Source organism: Sphingomonas sp. (genome assembly GCF_041661825.1).
GTDB lineage: Bacteria > Pseudomonadota > Alphaproteobacteria > Sphingomonadales > Sphingomonadaceae > Sphingomonas.
In genome coordinates this window covers 1,229,638-1,245,629 of the sequence record NZ_JBAZTU010000001.1, presented here as the reverse complement: position 1 = coordinate 1,245,629, position 15,992 = coordinate 1,229,638, and the positions used below count along the sequence as shown (strand labels likewise).

The window sequence follows — 15,992 nt, the reverse complement described above, 5'->3', positions numbered from 1 at the left end:
GCGCTTTGCCGTTCCCGCGACGGGTTTACCGGGCGGCTTCCCGCACGGCGGCGATCGCCGCTTTCTCCGCCGGGCCGACCGGTTCCCATTTGGCGCCGCGCGCCTCGTCGGTGGTGAAGGGCTGGCCGGTCCGGTAGAGCACGCCGCCGGTATAGACGTCGTGCGGCGCCGTGTAGGTCCTGGGTTGCTTCATGGCGTATCCTTTCGCGGTCACGGGTTGGTCTGGTTGCCGGCGGTCACGCCGGCAGTGATCTTGCCCAGCGTCGGCGCGGTGCCGGCGACGGTGTATTTGAGCCGCAGGTACCGCTCGTCGGTGCCGACCGGCAGTTCGTCGGGGAGCAGCAAGGTCGCGCCGACCGCGAGCTGTGCCAGCGTGTAGGCGGGCGAGGTCCACACCGTCTTGGCCGAGGCGAAACCGACATTGTCGTCGGTCTCGATGCCGATGGTCAGCGAGGTCAGGTTGTTGAAGCTCTCGACCACACTCGCGCGGATCGCGACCTCGCGGCCCTTGCCGACATCGCGGATGAGGGCGGCGGCGCCGCCGAATACGGTGCCGGTCGCGCCGAGGTCGATGATATTGGTCGAGGCTGCCGTGGCGGTCACCGCCTGGGCGTTCGAGAACAGGGTGGTTGCGTCGAAGATCATGTCTGTTTCCTGATTTGCTTTCGACCCCTTGGCGTTCCCCGGCGAAGGCCGGGGTCCAGCTGGAGGGCAGAAATTGGTGGGCGTTGGGCGAGGTTAGGAAACCACGCTCTCCGCATTGATCAGCGCATCGGTCTCGCGGATCGGCATGCCGCGGTACGACAGCACTTCCTCGCCCTGCAGCTCCATCGGCTTGAGCATCAGCGCGCCGTTCGAGGCGTTGGTGCCGGTCGCATCGAGCGCCTGCAGCATGTCGCGGTTCATGTAGATGACGGTGCGGCCCTGCGCCGCGACGTTCGCCGGCATCTTCGCCGCGCGCCGGCCCTGCAGCTTGTAACAGGCCTGGCGCATGAGGGCGTAGAGGTCGACCGATCCGGCAAACACGTTCGACACGTCGATGTTGGCGATGCGCGCATTATAACGCCAGTCGCGCACCGCCACGCCGACATGCTGGCGGAACAGCTCCTCCTTCACATAATAGATATTGCCGTTGCCGTCGCTGGTGCGCTGCTCGCCCTTGTCCTCGCGCGTCACGCCGGCCTTGGTACCCTTGGGGTGAATGAGGGTCGTGTAATCGTCACCCCAGGTGACGAACCAGATCGAGCTATTGTCGGAACCGACACCGCCGCCATTGATGATCTGGCCGCCCGCGCCGCTGCCGCCGAGCGCCGAATAGCGCGCGGCCAGGCCCTTGAACCGCTCCGGCGTGGTCGTGGTGTTGTGGTAGAAGAAGCCGCGCGACACCTCCTGCGCCATCGCCTCGAGATAGGCGCGGCCTTCGGAAAGGCGCACGCCGCCGGGGTTGTCGGAGATTTCGAGCAACCGCGTGTCGACGGTCGACAGACCCTCGACGAAGCCGGTCGTGTCGTCGACCTGCTGCGTGGTCGACTTGGACTGCGGGATGCCCTGGTAGAGCCGCCCCCAGGTCACATCGGGCAGGCCGGTGCGGATGGTGTGGCGGTGGACGGTGCCCATGTTGCAGGGCGCGGTCACTGCGTCCTCCATGATCGGGTTGAGCTGCCGCAGCACCTCCACCACTTCGCCGAGCTGGCCGTCGGCGCCGCCGGCGCCCTTGTAGAGATCGATCAGGTTGAGGAATGAATTGCCGATGGTCGCCATGTCTTATCGTCCTTTCGGTGTGTCTTCGGGGTAGAGCGTCTCCGCCCTGTCTCGCTTCGAATGATGGATGCCCGACGAGCGTTCGAAGCCGTCCTCGCCGATGGCCTTGCCGACCCGCTGGAAGGCGCGGATCATTTCGGGGTGGTTGCCGAGGCCGCTCTCGTCGAGCAGCGTGCGGAACGCGCTGCCCTTGCCGAAGCCGAGCGCGTCGAGCGCCTTGGCCGCGGTGCCGATGGTCGTCGCCCATTGCTGGCCGCCGATCTCCGGGTCGTTCCGCGCGCTGTCGAGCCACGCTTTCCGCTCGGCCTGGACCTGGCCGAGGAACTGGCGCTGGTGCCGGTCGAGCAGCCCCTGGGCGAACTGCCCCGCGACCGGCATCAGCTTGTTGGCCTGTTCGTTGGACAGGCCGAGCTCGCGGAATACCGGCGTCGCCAGTTCGATCGCCACGGGGTCGAGGGTCAGGCCCTCGGGCGCGGTGAGTTGGTAGTGATCGGGGATCCCGGCATCGGTTCCGGGCGCCTCGCCCGCATCGTCTTCCGGAAGATCCTCCGCGCCGTCGGCGACATCGTCGCCCAGGGCCGAGGGTTCGAAATCGTCGAAGCCTTCGTCCGCCTCAGGCGTCATCGTCTTCGAGTTCTGCATAGATGTTTCGTCGTTCAAGGACATTCTCCTTGCGCCCGGAATGCGCCAGTTCGTGAAGAGTTTGAATCAAGGTCGCCGCGGGGATTCCGTCCGGCAGGGCCACTGGCTGCGCGAGGTCCAGATCGCGCAAAAGCTCGAGCGCGAGGCTGCGCCGGCCCTCGAGATAAAGGTGGCGCCCATCGGCGACATTGGCGGTCGTCTCGAACACGCCTGCGCTCTGCACCAGCGACAGCAGGAAGCGCCGAAACGGCGCGCTTTCGAGCAGAACAAGCTTGTCGGTTTTCTCGATCATGGGGCTGCCTTCTTTTCCCTCTCCCAGCGGGAGAGGGAGGGGCCCAAGCGAAGCTTGGGAGGGTGAGGGTGAACGGCGAGCGATGTGCTATCATCACCCTCATCCGGCGCTATCGCGCCACCTTCTCCCGATGGGAGAAGGGAAGAACGGCGCTACTGCCCGGGGCCAGGCCCAGGCCCAGCCGGCCCGCCCTGCGCGCCCGCCATCTGCCCGAGCATCTGCATCGCCGCCGCGCCGTCCTTGGCCGGCCCGGCCATCGCCGCCACCTTGGCCATCTGCGCTTCCTGCGCGCGTCCCTCACGCCGCTTGCCGGCATCGTCGATCGACCGGATGATCTTCGGCGGCGCCCCGGCGCGGTCGGCATAATCGTCGACGATCGCATCGATATCGAGGCGATCGGCGGCTTCCGGAAATTGCCCCGCAAGATTGCCGACGAACCCCACCGTCCGTTCGATCTGCCCGAGCCCGACCATCCGCTGCATCTGCGCCAGGATCGACACGAAATCGACCTTTACCGGCTGCCCCTGCAGCTGCTCGGGCGCCGGCGGCAGCAACCCCTTGCGGGACATGATCCCGAACGCCCGGTCGATCGCCACCTCGAGCTTCTCGTTGTTGACGCGCTCGATCACCGGGCCGAGCTGAGTCAGCTTCTCTTCGTTGCGGCTGGCGATCTCCTCGACATTGCGCGGCTGGATGCCGTCCATGTTGGTGATCGCCATGAACAGGTCGGCATAGGTCAGCCGGTCGACCGCCTCGGCGCAGCGCCCGACATCCTCCATGATCGCGCCGATCGCCGCCGGGGTGATCGTGTACGGCACGATCACCCCCGCCGCATCGACCGCGCTGGCGGACACCACATTACCGGCCTTGCCCGTCAGCTTCACTGTCGCCGGCACGATCTTCTCGGGGCTGATCAGGAACTCGGTCGCCATGGTCTTGCGCCTGGTCTGCAGCTGCAGCTCGCGCATGTCGGGCAGGGCATCGAAACCGGGCGAGGTGCCATAGGTGTCGCCGCCGGTCGTGTCCCAGCGCGGCGCCCAGAAGGGCTGCTCCTCATAGCCGGAAACGCGCAGCAGCCGGTCGGCGCGCCCGTCATTTTCGTCCCAATAGACTGACCGCCAGGGTTTGCCGCGTGCGGTCATCACGCCCGGCACCCGGTCGTCGTTCGGCTCGATCGCGTGGATCACCGGGATCTGCTCGTCATACCGGCCATTGGCGTGCGAATTGCGCACGAAGTCGCTGGCATTCTCAAGCCCGAAGGACTGGACGAGCTGATGCACCGACATGGAGCAGCGGCGGTATAGCGTATCCGGTACCAGCGCGTCGCTCAGCGCGGTCCAGTACTCGCCCGCGGTCAGCGAATGGCACACCGCGCCCTCGCGGTCATGCTCGACCATCACGCAGGCATCGGTGCCGAACAGTCCCATCTCTGCATAACCGGCCTTCACCGCACCGTAGAAGTTGGTGCCGGCGAGGAAGGCGTACATCCGCTGCTCGACCTCGCTCAGCCAGGTTTTCACCGCGCCGTCACCGGCAAGGTCGGTGTCGAACGGCGCCAACCGGAACCAGGGGCGAGACGGTGAGGAAAGCCCGCTCGTCATGCCGCCGGTCAGGGTGCGAAAACTCAGGATCGGATGCCCGTTGGCGATGAAGGAATTGGCCCGCCGGAAATTGCGGTTGTTCTCGGAAGCGAGAAAGCGCGAGCGGGAGGGTTGCGCGTATCTCGCGATCTCTGCCCATTCGGCTTCATAGGGCTGGCGCGCCGCCTTCAGCGCGGCGAGGCGCCGGCTGCAGCGCTCCTTGAGGGAGGTGCGGGGGTGCGAGGGGGCCGCCATCATCCGCCCAACACCGTCGTGGTCGCCGGCCCGTATCCCTGGCCGAGGACACCTTGAAAGATCGACGCCATCATCGCGCGTCGTCGGCGGACGTCATCCTCGACGCGCGGCGCGGTGGCGCCGCCATCGGGCAGCTTGAGCGCCTGGCGCTCGGGAAGGACTTGCGGCTTGGGGGGCTTTGGCGTGCACATGCACTGTGGAATAGGGCAGGCGGGGCAAGGTTTGAATCGACGCCCCGATGCGGGCTCGATCAATCCGCCGAGGGAAAAACGGCCCCTTGCAGTTCGCCGTGGCGCGTCTCGCTATCATAGTCGCGATTCGCCTGCCTGATGCGATCCAGCGCGGCGTGCCCGGCGCTGTCGGCGGTGGCGCAGGTCGCGTTGCGAATGGCCGCCTCCACGTCGCCCAGATGCTGGTAGGCGATTCGGACATGCCCCGCCTCGTGCCTGGCCAAGGCCGCATCATAGCGGCGCCAGTCAGCCACCACCGCTGCCGGCACCTGATCCGGCTCGAGACGCGGCATCCTTACCGAGGCCGAGAAATCCGTCCGGGTCGTCGCGAGCCGGCACCCGCCCTGGCCGTCGCCGTCCCAATGCCAGGAGATATGCCAGTTGGTGACGGCGGCGAAGCGCTTGCCCCGGTCGTCCGTCGGGCGCCGCTCAGCGATCGAGGCGCGGATCGACCGCACGTCGCGGCCGGTTACCGGATAATAATCGAAAACGACATTGGGGGCGCCCGCGAACGGATCCACCGCGGCGGCATTGCCGGCGAGTGGATCGTCGGCAGGGGTCTGGTTGCAGGCGCTCAGGGCGAGAAGCAAAGGAATTGAGCGCAGCATGGGGTGGCTTCCCCTGTGACCCGCAAAGGCCAAGGATCGGTAAATGTCGGGCGGCTTACCGCTTTATCCGGCCGTGAAACCGGGCTTGCCGGGCTCGATCGCGAAGTGGGCGATGTCGGCGATCGTCGAATCCTCTTTCAGGGCATTGGCAAGGCCGCGGAAGGTGACCTCGCCCCCGGCCGGGGTCAGCTCGACCCGGCCATAGCCGCGGACTTCGCTCTCGGTGAAGGCCAGGCCATTGGCGCCGGCAAGTTCCTTCAGGCTCGGGTCGTGCAGCAGCGAGGTGATCGATCCGCCGACGAATTCGGCCGCGATCGGCGGGCCGTCGGGCTTGGCCGGATCGCTGATCGCGCCGGCGGCAAAGGCATGGATGTCGCCGCCCAGCGCCAGCGGATTGCTGGTGCCGGCGTCGACCCAGCGCCTGAAGATCCGGTCGCGCGCCGCGGGAAAGCCCGACCAGGTATCGGCTGAATATTGCTTCCCGCGCTCGGGATGGTCCTCGTCGATCCGCCATTGCTGATGCATCAGCGTCTGCTGGGCGAGGACATTCCATTGCGCCCGGGTCGACCCCAGCCGCTCGTCCAGCCAGCGTTCCTGCCGCGCACCCAGCATGGATCGGCGGGGATCGCCCAGGTCGGGGCACGCGTCGATCATGCTCTGATATTTCTGATGCGCCTCGGCCAGGCCGGGCGGCTGGCAGGCGGGCAGGCCGCGATATTGCCGGTCGTCGAGGATCTGGAACTGGGCGAGCCTGCCCCAGTCGAGCGTCCGGTAGAGCTGCATGTCCGCCCCGTGCGGGCGGGTGGCGGCGCGCAGCGGCTGGTGCTCGTAATAGGCCTGATAGGCGGCGGCGCGGCGAAGCAGCATTTTGGCCGGATCGCTGTTGTTCGCGTCGCGGGCATTGCCGTAATCGTTGGAGACTTCATGATCGTCCCAGGTCAGCACCCAGGGCGCGGCCTGGTGCGCCGCCTGAAGCAACGGATCGAGCTTGTAGGTGGCATAGCGCACCCGGTAGCCGGCCAGGTCGACCGGCTCGGGATTGCGGTGAAGCCGCACGGCGTTCTTCGAACCGGGATCGCCCTCATAGATATAGTCGCCCAGGAACAGGATCAGGTCGGGGTCCTCGGCGACCATATGGCGATAGGCGGCGTAGAAACCGGCTTCGTATTTCTGGCAGGAGCTGAAGCAGACGCGCAGCCGCTCCACCGCCGCGCCGGGTGCGGGCGCGGTACGCGTGCGACCGACCGGGCTCTTCTCGCCCCCCGCGATGAAGCGGTAGAAATAGCGCGATGCGGGCCGCAGGCCGGTCACGTCGACATGCACCGCATGGCCCCAGAGCGGCTCGGCGCGGGCCGTGCCCGACCGTACGACGCGTGCGAAGGCTTCGTCCTCGGCGACTTCCCAGCGGACCGGCACCGCGACCGGCGGCATCCCGCCATCGCCCGCCATCGGCGTCGGTGCCAGCCGGGTCCAGAGCACCACCCCATCGGCAGCGGGGTCGCCTGAGGCGATGCCGAGCGTGAACAGCCCCTGCGGCAGGCGCTGCGCCCCGCGCGCACCGACCGATAGGAGCGCGGCCGATCCGCCCGCGGCGGCAAGAACCGTGCGGCGGGTGAGGGTGATGTCGTTCCTGATCATGCCCGGCCTATCGGACCCCCATGTTGCGACGCTGTGACAGTTCATGGCCAGATGACCGGAGCGTCGCCGGGCGCCCAGGGTTTCAGTCGTATCATCGCTCGCTCGAACAGCGGCGAGGCGATGTGCTGCGCCAGCCAGCGCTGTACCTGCGGTATCGCCTGCGCGTCGAACCATGGCCGGTCGACAGAGGCGAATTGCCGCACGAACGGGAAGATCGCGATATCGGCAAGCGACCGTGCCTCGCGGCGGAGGTTTCCGTCGGGAGCCAGCCGTGCCTCCAGCTCGCTCAGCATCGCGAGTCCGGCGAGGCGATGCTCGATCGGGTCCGCGCCGTGCCGGTCGGCATATTTGTAGCGGTCGAGATGATGCTTGAACTGGTCGTCGAAGGTAGCAATCAGCGCAGCATCGTCCCCGGCCAGCCAGTCCTCCGGGTCGTTCCGCCCAAGTGCCCAGCGCATGATATCGATGCTCTCGTCGATCACCTGCCCGTCGGCCAGGACAAGCACCGGCACCGTCGCCTTGGGCGACGCAGCGATCATCTCCGCCGGCTTGTCGCGCAGCACGATCTCGCGGATCTCGAACGACACACCGCTCACCAGCAACGCCATGCGCGCCCGCATCGCATAAGGGCATCGGCGAAAGCTGTAGAGGATCATGCGTGCAGCCGGGCGAGTGCGATCCCGGCCAGATTCTGCGACCGCTTGATATGCCGGATGCGCGGCGCTGCCGGGGCGAGGGCACGAAACGCCTCGAGATGCAGCGCATGCGCGCCATGGCATCTCGCATCGCCATTGGCCTGATTTACCACCGAGAGGGAATCGCCGAGGAACTGCGGATCGATCAAGCCCAGCTCCTGCGCGAGGTCCGCCGCGTGGATCAGCGCAAGCCACTCCGCCTCCATGCCCGTCCCCGGCCCGAGATCGCGCTCGATATGCGCCACGCCGCCGATCACCACCGCGGTCTCCATGCCCGCTGGCCGGCATCCGCCGTCGAAGAAGATTTTCACGCGCGATGGCATGCAGGGGACCTAGAGCATTTGAACTGCGTTGATCCACCACCTCCGTTCGGCCCCGGACTTGATCCGGGGTTGTCGAAGCCCTGCTCTTTCTTCCGCGAAAAAGAAGAGCAGCCCTTCGACAAGCTCAGGGCGAACGGGGGAGGCGAAGGTATCGTAGCTGTCGCTTCGGATCCAACTGCTCGGGACGCCTGCTGCCGACCGGTTGCGGAGATTGCGACGGGATGAACTCAGGTTTAGCCCTTACCACCATGAATCCGATCGAGTCGTTGAATGTGGATGGTGCCAACGTGGAGTTGGGCGTCTTCGCGGTACCGGAGATGAGCCTAAGCTCAGCGCGGGGTGGCATGAAATCTCATGATTTCATTATGACGGTTAGGACGGCCGCAATGGTTGATTTCCTGACGCTCGAATACAACGCATGCGTGAGGGGGCTCAAGGAGGACGATGAAAAGGTAGGAGGACCGCAAGATCGTTTGGCTATGGCCGGATACCCAAATCTTGATCAGCTATCCGGCGACCCTGAAATACTGCTCGACGTCTTGGGAGGCTATCTCTTGCACGAGTTTATTGGAAAGTCGTCTTGGGACGGTTCGTTCCCAATCGAATACTGGCTCGACGAAGTTACCCGATGCCAGGTTCGGGGCGAGGAAATTCGCCTATCCGGTGTTTGTTACAGTCGAGGCTAGACCGTCTCTGGGAATGTTTCGGCGCGACCACGGCCGCTGTCAGCAGTCTACGCCCTAATAAGGCGCCCGCAACGCCGCCGGCGGCTCGGGCGCATCGGTCGGCACCACGGCGAACTTCCGCACCACCACCCGGTCGCGGCCCTGCTGCTTGGCGGCATAAAGCCCCTGGTCGGCCAGCCGGAAAAGCTGCTGGAAATCGCTCGGTGCCTGCGTTTCCGCGACACCAATGCTGGCGGTCACGATGCCCTCGCCGATCGCCTCGCCATGGTCGCATGCCGCGATCTCCAGCCGCACGCTGTCGGCAAAGCGGGCGAGCGCGAACCCCTCGAGCCCCGCGATCATCAGCCCGAATTCCTCGCCGCCCAGCCGGGCGACCGCGCACATCGGGCCTTCCCAGCGCTCCAGGCGGCGGGCGATGCAGCGCAGCACCATGTCGCCCGCTTCATGCCCATGGGCATCGTTGATCGACTTGAACCGGTCGATATCGATCAGCAGCAGGCCGGCCGGCATCTTCTCGGACCGGACATGCTCGAGCAGCGGCTCGATCGTCTCGACGAAGCCGCGCCGGTTGCGCAGCCCGGTCAGCGGGTCGCGCCGCGCCAGTTCGTTCGCCTGGGCTTCGGCGGCACGGGCATGGTCGCGCTCGATGCGGAAATGGGCGAAGCGCCGGCTCGCGGCGATCGACAGCCACAAGGTCTGCCAGGCGGCCGCGAGCAGCACGATGATCTTCGATCCGCCGCCCCAGAAGGCGCCCTCGACATCGACGAACTGGATAAAGGCGAGCGTCGCCATCGGCAGCGCCCAGGCCCCGGCGAAGTCGCGCGCCGCGGCGCTGCCCCGGCGCCATGCCCAGGTGAGGCAGACGGCGACCAGCACCAGATCGGCCAGGATCAGGATGCCCGCGATGCCGCCGAGCGTATCGATCGCCGCGCTGCGGATCAGGGCGAGCGGCACGCCGAGCACCCCGACCGCTCCGCCCAGGACAAGCATCGCCCGGCCCGCCCAACGCGGCAGGGCCGCGCGGTCGAGCGAGGTGACGACGCTCGCCGTCGCCAGCGTCACCGCCAGGCAGGCAAGGAAGGTGCAGGTCTGCGCCGAGACCGTTCCGGCCATGCCGGGCACGGCGATCAGATGCATCTCCGACCAGATCAGCCCCCAGAACAGCATGCACCCGGCCCATGCGCCGTGCCAGGCAAGGAACTGGCGGCGCACCGCGACGGCGAGCGACAGATTATAGACCAGGCCGATCAGCAACAGCGTCAGCGCCGCGCCGATCACTGCACCCAGCGCCGCCGATTGCAGGCCGCTCTCGCCGCGCGGCAGCAGGCGGGCGCGGAGCAGATTGTGGCTGGCGAACTTGTCGAACCGCAGCGTCACCGCGACGAGCGGGGCATTCCGGACCGGCGCTTCGAAGGCGATCTGCCCGCCCGCGCGCCAATGCGATCCGTAATGGCCGCTGCGCACCTGCTGCCATTGCCGCGTGCCGTCGGCATAGGAGAACAGCACGGCCAACCGGTCGAAGCGCGAGTGATGGACCATCAGCACCAGATCGTTGCGATCGACCGGCAGGCGCGTGACGTCGGCGCGCAGCCACAGGCTGGCCTGCTGATAACCGTTGGGGGTGCCGCTGCAGGAAAAGCGCGACGGGAGTGCATTGTCGGCCTGTGGCAGGCCCGTGACCGCGTGGCATAGCGACACGTTGATTTGGAGTCCCTTGGCACTGGCCGGAATCGACCAGCACGCGATACCGACAGCTGTCAGGGCAAGCAGCAATCGGGCCACCGCGGCCCGGTATGATTCCCCAATCCCCGTCATGGTTTAGGCTATGCACCGATCCGGTGTGAAAAGTCTTACCTGCGTGGCCCGGACGGGTGCCGGACGATAAAAAAGGCCGCCCCTTTCGGGACGGCCTTTCCATTGTCAGCCATCACGGCTGGGAATCAGGCGCGCAAAGCCCCCGCGCTGGAGGCCATGCTCACAGGATCCGCCGTGACCGGCTTGTGACAATGAGACATCAGACCACCTCCTTTCCGTTGTTGAACAGTGACTTGCATATGGGGTGAGCGTTCGGACGATCAAGACCATGAGTGAGACGCCGACCCTCCCCGTTCGGGCGAACGGAGAGAGTGGAGGTCAATCCCCCACCAGCGCCTTGCGGCAATCCGCCGCGCATTCCCGGCACATCTCGGCGCACAGCCGGCAATGCTCGTGATCATGCCTGGCGCATTCCTCGGCGCACAGGTCGCAGGCCGTGATGCACGCTTCGAGCTGCGCCCTGAGCATGCCGACATCCCGCCCGGTACGGCGCACTGCGACCCGCGCCGTCGCGCCGCAGATATCGGCGCAGTCGGAACAGGTGCGGATGCATTGCCGCATGTCCATCTCCTCGGCCGAACAAGCATCGGCGCAGGAGGTGCACATCAGCGCGCAGAACATCGCGTGCCGCGCTGCGGTCGCCAGGTCCTCGTTGAAATCGTCGCCGACTTGCGGGTGGAGCTGGATCATCCGGTGAATCGACATATCTATCTCCTGGAGGGGTGCACGCCTTAACGCCGGACGGCGGTTGCCGTTGCGCGTGACAGGGCGGGGCGGCTGTGAAAGGATGGCCTGTGAAGCGCCAGGAGAGTCGTCATGACGATCGGCCAATGTCTCAGCGTAGTGCGTCAGTGATCGCGGCCATCGCGGCAGGCGCGGCGGTGGTCGCGGGCGGGCTCGCGCTGTTCTCGCGCGCCGCCGCGCGCCGCATCGAGCGCGACGTGCCGCCCGACGGCCAGTTCGTCACCATCGACGGCGTCCGCCTGCACTATGTCGATCGCGGCCACGGCCCCGCCATCGTGATGATCCATGGCCTTGCCGGGCAGATGCGCAATTTCGGCTATGCGCTGGCCGACCGGCTCGTCGCGGATCACCGCGTGATCCTCATCGATCGCCCCGGCTCGGGCTATTCCGCCGCCGCGCCCTCGGCTGCCATCGCGGCACAGGCGACGCTGATCGCCGGGCTGATCGAAACGCTGGAGCTCGATGCCCCGCTGGTGGTCGGCCACTCGCTCGGCGGTGCGGTCGCGCTCGCCCTCGCGCTCGACCATCCCGACAAGGTCGGCGGCCTCGCGCTGATCGCCCCGCTGACGCAGCCGCAGGATAGCGTGCCGGCGGCGTTCCGCGGCATTGCGATCGGCTCGCCCGCGGTGCGCCGCGCGGTCGCCTGGACCCTGGCGACGCCGGTCGGCCTGTTGTCCGGTCGCAAGGGTGCGGTGGCAGTGTTCGCGCCGGAAGCGGTGCCGACGGATTTCGCCACCTTGGGCGGCGGCCAGCTCGTGCTCCGCCCGGGCGCCTTCCACGCTGCCTCGACCGATCTCGCCGCCGCGCGCGCCGACATGGCGGCGCTCGCCGCACGCTATGGCGATCTGTCGGTGCCGGTCGCGATCCTGTTCGGACGGGACGATGCGATCCTCGATCCCGATATCCATGGCAGCCGGATCGCCGCCGACGTGCCCCGGGTCGAACTGACCCTGATCGACGGCGGCCACATGATCCTCGTCACGGCGTCAGAAGCCGTCGCGCTGTGGATCCGCGGGCGCGTCGGCGTGGTCTGAAGGGGAGGATTCGTTAATCTATCGGGCATAATTTGAGGCCCCATGAAGTTCGTACTGGCCGCCATCCTCATGCTGATTCTGGGTGACCTTGCGTTCGCGCATGGCAACAACACCGCCATGGCCACTGGCGCCATCCTCCGTTTCTTCCACAGCGCCGGGTCCGAGGGCCGCTCGTCGATCTTCTCGCACTGAGCGACCCCCTTGCCGGTTATTGCGGCGTCGCGGCGACCGCCTGGCCGAGCTGCTGACCCACCAGCGTGATCTCGACACGACGATTCTGCTGACGGCCCGAGGCGGTCTTGTTGTCGGCCACCGGCTGGCTCTCGCCATGCCCGACCGCCTCGATCCGTGCGCCGTCCACGCCCATGCCGCTCAGCGCGGTGCGCACGGCGGCCGCGCGCGCCTGGGATAGCTGCTGGTTCGACGCGTCCGATCCTTGCGCGTCGGTATGCCCGTCGATGCGGATTTTCACGTCCTTGTTGGTCTGCAGATATTGCGCGAGCGGGCGCAGCCGTGCCTCGGCGCCGGCCTTCAGATCCGCCTTGCCCGTTTCGAACACCACATCCTGCAACACCAGGGTCGCGCCGAGCGCGGTCTGCTTGAGCTGCAGATCGGCCAGCTGCTTGCGGGCCGCCTCGGCATCGGCCTGCGCCTTGGCGGCATCGGCCTGGGCGACCGCCGCATCCTGTTGCGACCGCGCCGCGTCGGCGCGCGCCTGCTCGGCCTGTGCCTGGCTGTCGGCGAGCCGCTCCTGGTTGGCGACGGCGGCATTGGCCGCGCGGTCCTTGGCGATCGCGGTCTGCGCATTGGCGCGCGCGGCGGCGATCAGCGAATCGATCCGCACGATCGAAGCCCTGGCCCGCTCCGCCTTGTCCTTGTCGAGGTCCTCGGCCAGCGTCGGCAGCACTGAGGTCGCTTCGTCGAGCTGGGCCGCGCCGTACCGCGCGATCAGCGGATCGGCGCGCGCCGCCTCGATCTTGGCGCGGTATTGGTCGACCACGATCTGGTCGGTCTTGTCGGCAAAAGCCGGGGTGGCCACGGCCATCGCGGCACCGGCCATCAGCGTCATCATAAGGGTACGCATCATTCTCTCCTGAATCCTGGGGTGGGGCGCGGGGCCCTTATTGCGGCACGGGCGCGGGCGGCAGCGGGGCCAGCGCAGTCTCCTGCGCATGCGCCTCGTCCTGCGCGGCCTGTTTCTGCTGAGTAGCGGCGGCCAGATCGGCCAGCGCGCTTGCCTCGGTCGCCGCGGCGATCGTCTTGTCTTCCTTGCTCAGGCTCCATTGCAGCCGCGCCTCGGCCAGCGCAGCGCTGGCCCGTGCCTGGATGTCGGCCGCGCGGCCGTCCATCGGCACCTTGTCGTTCATGCCGATTTTCGCTGCGGCGGCGGCCATCGTGGTGCGGGCGGTATCGCGCTTGCTGGCCAGCGCCGGCGATGCCGACAGCAGGGCCGTCACGGCAAACGCCGCGCCGATGATCTTCGCGTTCATGGCAACACTCCGTTGTCGCCCCCGCGCTTCCGACCCCCATAATAGCCGAAGGGGGTGGATTGTTCCGCCTGCGGGGCGAGCCGAGTCTGGCGGCTAGTCGGAATCGGGTGTTGGATCGGCCCCGGGCTGATGCGTGATCTGGCGGTGGAGGCGGCGGCCCATCACCCAGCCCCAGGCGTGCTGATAGGATTTTTTCTGCAGCCGGCGGGTGGCACGGATGCGGCGCTCGCGGCGGAGCAGCAACAGGCGGATCGCAATGACGAGCAGGACCAGGCCGATCTGGGCCAGGAGCAACAGGGCATAGACCATGGACTGCATCCCCCCGAAAGACTCGAGGGGCCATTGTGCAGTGCAATATGAGAAGGTCAAGAGGAGGGCCGGGGGTGCGGTCCTACCCCCGGCCCAAGCCCCACCACCGGAAAAGAAGTGCACTCCAAATCGGTCGGCCCGGTGCTGTTACCGCCATAATGGTTGTACCGCGCATACGTAGATTCCCTGATCGCGGACGAGCCGTTCCCAAGTCGGGACAGGGCGCATTCCACCGCTAAGCACTTGCCCTTCCGCACCCCGATCCGCCAAGGGCAGCACATGACGTTTCAGGTAGATATGGGGACGGACGGCACGGGCAAATCGGTCTTTGTCGATCTGGAGGAGCTGCTCGCCACGCGCCTGCTCGTCCAGGGCAATTCCGGATCGGGCAAATCCTATCTGCTCCGCCGCCTGATGGAGCGCAGCGCCGGCCAGGTGCAGCAGATCGTGATCGATCCCGAAGGCGATTTCGTCACGCTCGCGCCGTACGGCCATGTCGCGATCGAGGCAGTGGATTATGCGGTGGGCGAGATCACCCGCTTCGCCGCGCGCTGCCGCGAGCATCGCACCTCGGTCGTGCTCAGCCTGGAGGGGCTCGAGATGGAGGGCCAGATGCGCTGCGCCGCGGCTTTCCTGAACGGCCTGTTCGATGCCCCGCGCGAACATTGGTACCCAGCGCTCGTCGTGGTCGACGAAGCGCAGATCTTCGCCCCCGCCGCCGGCGCCGAGGTGAGCGAGGAAGTCCGCCGCGCCTCGCTCTCCGCGATGGCGAACCTGATGTCGCGCGGGCGCAAGCGCGGCCTGGCCGGCATCATCGCGACGCAGCGGCTCGCCAAGCTCAGCAAGAATGTCGCGGCCGAGGCGAGCAATTTCCTGATGGGTCGCACGTTCCTCGACATCGACATGGCGCGCGCCGCCGACCTGCTTGGCATGGAGCGCCGCCAAGCCGAATCGATCCGCGACCTCTCGCGCGGCACCTTCCTCGGCCTCGGCCCCGCCATTTCGCGCCGCCCGGTGATGGTGAAGATCGGCCCCGTGGAAACCAGCGCGCGCAGCTCCAGCCCGGTGCTCACCCCGCTGCCCCAGGCCCCGTCCGAGGACATGATGACCTTCCTGCGCGAAGGCATCGAGGAGCCGCCCAGCACCCTGTTCCCGATGCTCCCGCCGGGCGTCTCGCCCGCGCCCCGCACACCGCCGGCCGCGCAGCTGCTGCAGGATCTCGCCGCCACCCCGCCGCGCGAGCATGACAGCGCACCGGAGCAAACGCCCGAGGAGCTGGAGGAGGTCACCGTCCAGGTGCTCCGCGCGATCATGGACGATCCCGAGGCGACCTTGCGCAGCGCCGCGGTGCTGTTCCAGGATTTCCAGGTCCGCTGCCGCATGGCGGGGGTGAAGCGCTCCCCGCTCGATCCGTCCGCCTTCGCCCGCCGCCTCGCCGCGGCCCGCGCGGGCATTTTCGACCGGCTCGACGGGGAATGGCAGCAGGCGCTGGAGCAGGCGACCGACCTGCCCGACGACATGCTCGGCGCCTTCCTGCTCGTCGCCCGCGCCGCGCGCGAGGGCGAACCCTGCCCGAGCGACGAGGATGTCGCGCGCACCTATGGCACCAGCTCGCTCGGCCGTGCGCGGCGGGTGATGAGCTATATCGAGGGCCGCAACATCTTCGTGACCCGCGTCGACCTGTCGGGCAAACGATCGATCACCATCCCGGGGTTGGGCTGGACCACCGCTGCGGCGGAGGTGGGGTAGCGCCTGTCGTGCGACAGCGAGCGGCCACGAGTCATCGCCATTTCGGCCGACCGTGCCGATCTTTTCCTCGCCGCCATCCCGCGCTGCATGCTAATGCCAGAAGGATGTCGACGACCTCGCGAAAGCTCCCGATCCCAGCCG

20 protein-coding genes are annotated in these 15,992 nt (G+C 67.4%); 4 read left to right on the top strand and 16 right to left on the bottom strand.

The window, feature by feature from the left end; genetic code table 11:
• Positions 1–25: 25 nt before the first annotated feature.
• The 11 genes from WC729_RS05795 to WC729_RS05745 all read right to left on the bottom strand — a co-directional run bounded on the left by WC729_RS05795 (position 26) and on the right by WC729_RS05745 (position 8,012).
• Positions 26–193: a hypothetical protein gene (locus WC729_RS05795; RefSeq protein WP_372850456.1), complete on the bottom strand. Its 168-nt coding sequence runs from the start codon at positions 191–193 to the stop codon at positions 26–28.
• A gap of 17 nt (positions 194–210) precedes the next feature.
• Complete coding sequence (locus WC729_RS05790) at positions 211–645, bottom strand: Bbp16 family capsid cement protein (protein ID WP_372850454.1); 435 nt, start codon at positions 643–645, stop codon at positions 211–213.
• A 93-nt stretch (positions 646–738) separates the two neighbouring features.
• Positions 739–1,761 carry a major capsid protein gene (locus tag WC729_RS05785; RefSeq protein ID WP_372850452.1) on the bottom strand — a complete coding sequence of 341 codons (1,023 nt, stop codon included), beginning with the start codon at positions 1,759–1,761 and terminating at the stop codon, positions 739–741.
• A gap of 3 nt (positions 1,762–1,764) precedes the next feature.
• Complete coding sequence (locus WC729_RS05780; protein ID WP_372850450.1) at positions 1,765–2,385, bottom strand: hypothetical protein; 621 nt, start codon at positions 2,383–2,385, stop codon at positions 1,765–1,767.
• The gene (locus tag WC729_RS05775) at positions 2,375–2,695 is read right to left on the bottom strand and encodes a hypothetical protein (protein ID WP_372850448.1); all 321 of its coding nucleotides are present in this window, start codon (positions 2,693–2,695) and stop codon (positions 2,375–2,377) included. The genes WC729_RS05780 and WC729_RS05775 overlap by 11 nt, the downstream gene beginning before the upstream one ends.
• A gap of 152 nt (positions 2,696–2,847) precedes the next feature.
• Entirely contained in the window at positions 2,848–4,530 is a 1,683-nt protein-coding gene (locus WC729_RS05770; RefSeq protein WP_372850446.1) for a portal protein, read from the bottom strand.
• Positions 4,530–4,721 carry a hypothetical protein gene (locus tag WC729_RS05765; protein ID WP_372850444.1) on the bottom strand — a complete coding sequence of 64 codons (192 nt, stop codon included), beginning with the start codon at positions 4,719–4,721 and terminating at the stop codon, positions 4,530–4,532. The genes WC729_RS05770 and WC729_RS05765 overlap by 1 nt, the downstream gene beginning before the upstream one ends.
• Positions 4,722–4,780: 59 nt before the next feature.
• Positions 4,781–5,368: a DUF922 domain-containing protein gene (locus WC729_RS05760; protein ID WP_372850442.1), complete on the bottom strand. Its 588-nt coding sequence runs from the start codon at positions 5,366–5,368 to the stop codon at positions 4,781–4,783.
• A 63-nt stretch (positions 5,369–5,431) separates the two neighbouring features.
• Positions 5,432–7,006: an alkaline phosphatase gene (locus tag WC729_RS05755; protein WP_372850440.1), complete on the bottom strand. Its 1,575-nt coding sequence runs from the start codon at positions 7,004–7,006 to the stop codon at positions 5,432–5,434.
• Between the two features lie 41 nt (positions 7,007–7,047).
• On the bottom strand, positions 7,048–7,662 hold the full coding sequence (locus WC729_RS05750) for a glutathione S-transferase (RefSeq protein ID WP_372850438.1): 615 nt from the start codon (positions 7,660–7,662) through the stop codon (positions 7,048–7,050).
• On the bottom strand, positions 7,659–8,012 hold the full coding sequence (locus tag WC729_RS05745) for a reverse transcriptase-like protein (RefSeq protein ID WP_372850436.1): 354 nt from the start codon (positions 8,010–8,012) through the stop codon (positions 7,659–7,661). Before WC729_RS05745 ends, WC729_RS05750 begins: the two co-directional genes overlap by 4 nt.
• Positions 8,013–8,272: 260 nt before the next feature.
• Here WC729_RS05745 and WC729_RS05740 point away from each other — a divergent pair, with 260 nt between their 5' ends.
• A complete protein-coding gene (locus tag WC729_RS05740) occupies positions 8,273–8,710 on the top strand; it encodes a hypothetical protein (RefSeq protein ID WP_372850434.1) in 438 nt (145 codons plus the stop codon).
• Between the two features lie 54 nt (positions 8,711–8,764).
• On the opposite strand, the gene WC729_RS05735 is transcribed toward WC729_RS05740, so the two are convergent.
• Both WC729_RS05735 and WC729_RS05730 read right to left on the bottom strand, forming a co-directional pair.
• A complete protein-coding gene (locus tag WC729_RS05735; RefSeq protein ID WP_372850432.1) occupies positions 8,765–10,492 on the bottom strand; it encodes a diguanylate cyclase in 1,728 nt (575 codons plus the stop codon).
• A gap of 351 nt (positions 10,493–10,843) precedes the next feature.
• Entirely contained in the window at positions 10,844–11,230 is a 387-nt protein-coding gene (locus WC729_RS05730) for a four-helix bundle copper-binding protein (protein WP_372850430.1), read from the bottom strand.
• Positions 11,231–11,376: 146 nt separating this feature from the next.
• Here WC729_RS05730 and WC729_RS05725 point away from each other — a divergent pair, with 146 nt between their 5' ends.
• Positions 11,377–12,303, top strand: coding sequence for an alpha/beta fold hydrolase (locus WC729_RS05725; RefSeq protein WP_372850428.1), 927 nt, complete (start codon positions 11,377–11,379; stop codon positions 12,301–12,303).
• Between the two features lie 42 nt (positions 12,304–12,345).
• The gene (locus WC729_RS05720; RefSeq protein WP_372850426.1) at positions 12,346–12,495 is read left to right on the top strand and encodes a hypothetical protein; all 150 of its coding nucleotides are present in this window, start codon (positions 12,346–12,348) and stop codon (positions 12,493–12,495) included.
• Between the two features lie 16 nt (positions 12,496–12,511).
• Here WC729_RS05720 and WC729_RS05715 read toward each other — a convergent pair whose 3' ends face one another.
• The 3 genes from WC729_RS05715 to WC729_RS05705 all read right to left on the bottom strand — a co-directional run bounded on the left by WC729_RS05715 (position 12,512) and on the right by WC729_RS05705 (position 14,111).
• Positions 12,512–13,387, bottom strand: coding sequence for an OmpA family protein (locus WC729_RS05715; RefSeq protein ID WP_372850424.1), 876 nt, complete (start codon positions 13,385–13,387; stop codon positions 12,512–12,514).
• Between the two features lie 37 nt (positions 13,388–13,424).
• Complete coding sequence (locus WC729_RS05710) at positions 13,425–13,793, bottom strand: hypothetical protein (RefSeq protein ID WP_372850422.1); 369 nt, start codon at positions 13,791–13,793, stop codon at positions 13,425–13,427.
• A 93-nt stretch (positions 13,794–13,886) separates the two neighbouring features.
• Positions 13,887–14,111, bottom strand: a complete 225-nt coding sequence (locus WC729_RS05705) for a hypothetical protein (RefSeq protein WP_372850420.1) — start codon at positions 14,109–14,111, stop codon at positions 13,887–13,889.
• Positions 14,112–14,381: 270 nt separating this feature from the next.
• On the opposite strand from WC729_RS05705, the gene WC729_RS05700 reads away from it, so the two are divergent.
• Positions 14,382–15,851, top strand: a complete 1,470-nt coding sequence (locus WC729_RS05700) for an ATP-binding protein (protein ID WP_372850418.1) — start codon at positions 14,382–14,384, stop codon at positions 15,849–15,851.
• The last annotated feature ends 141 nt before the right edge of the window (positions 15,852–15,992 follow it).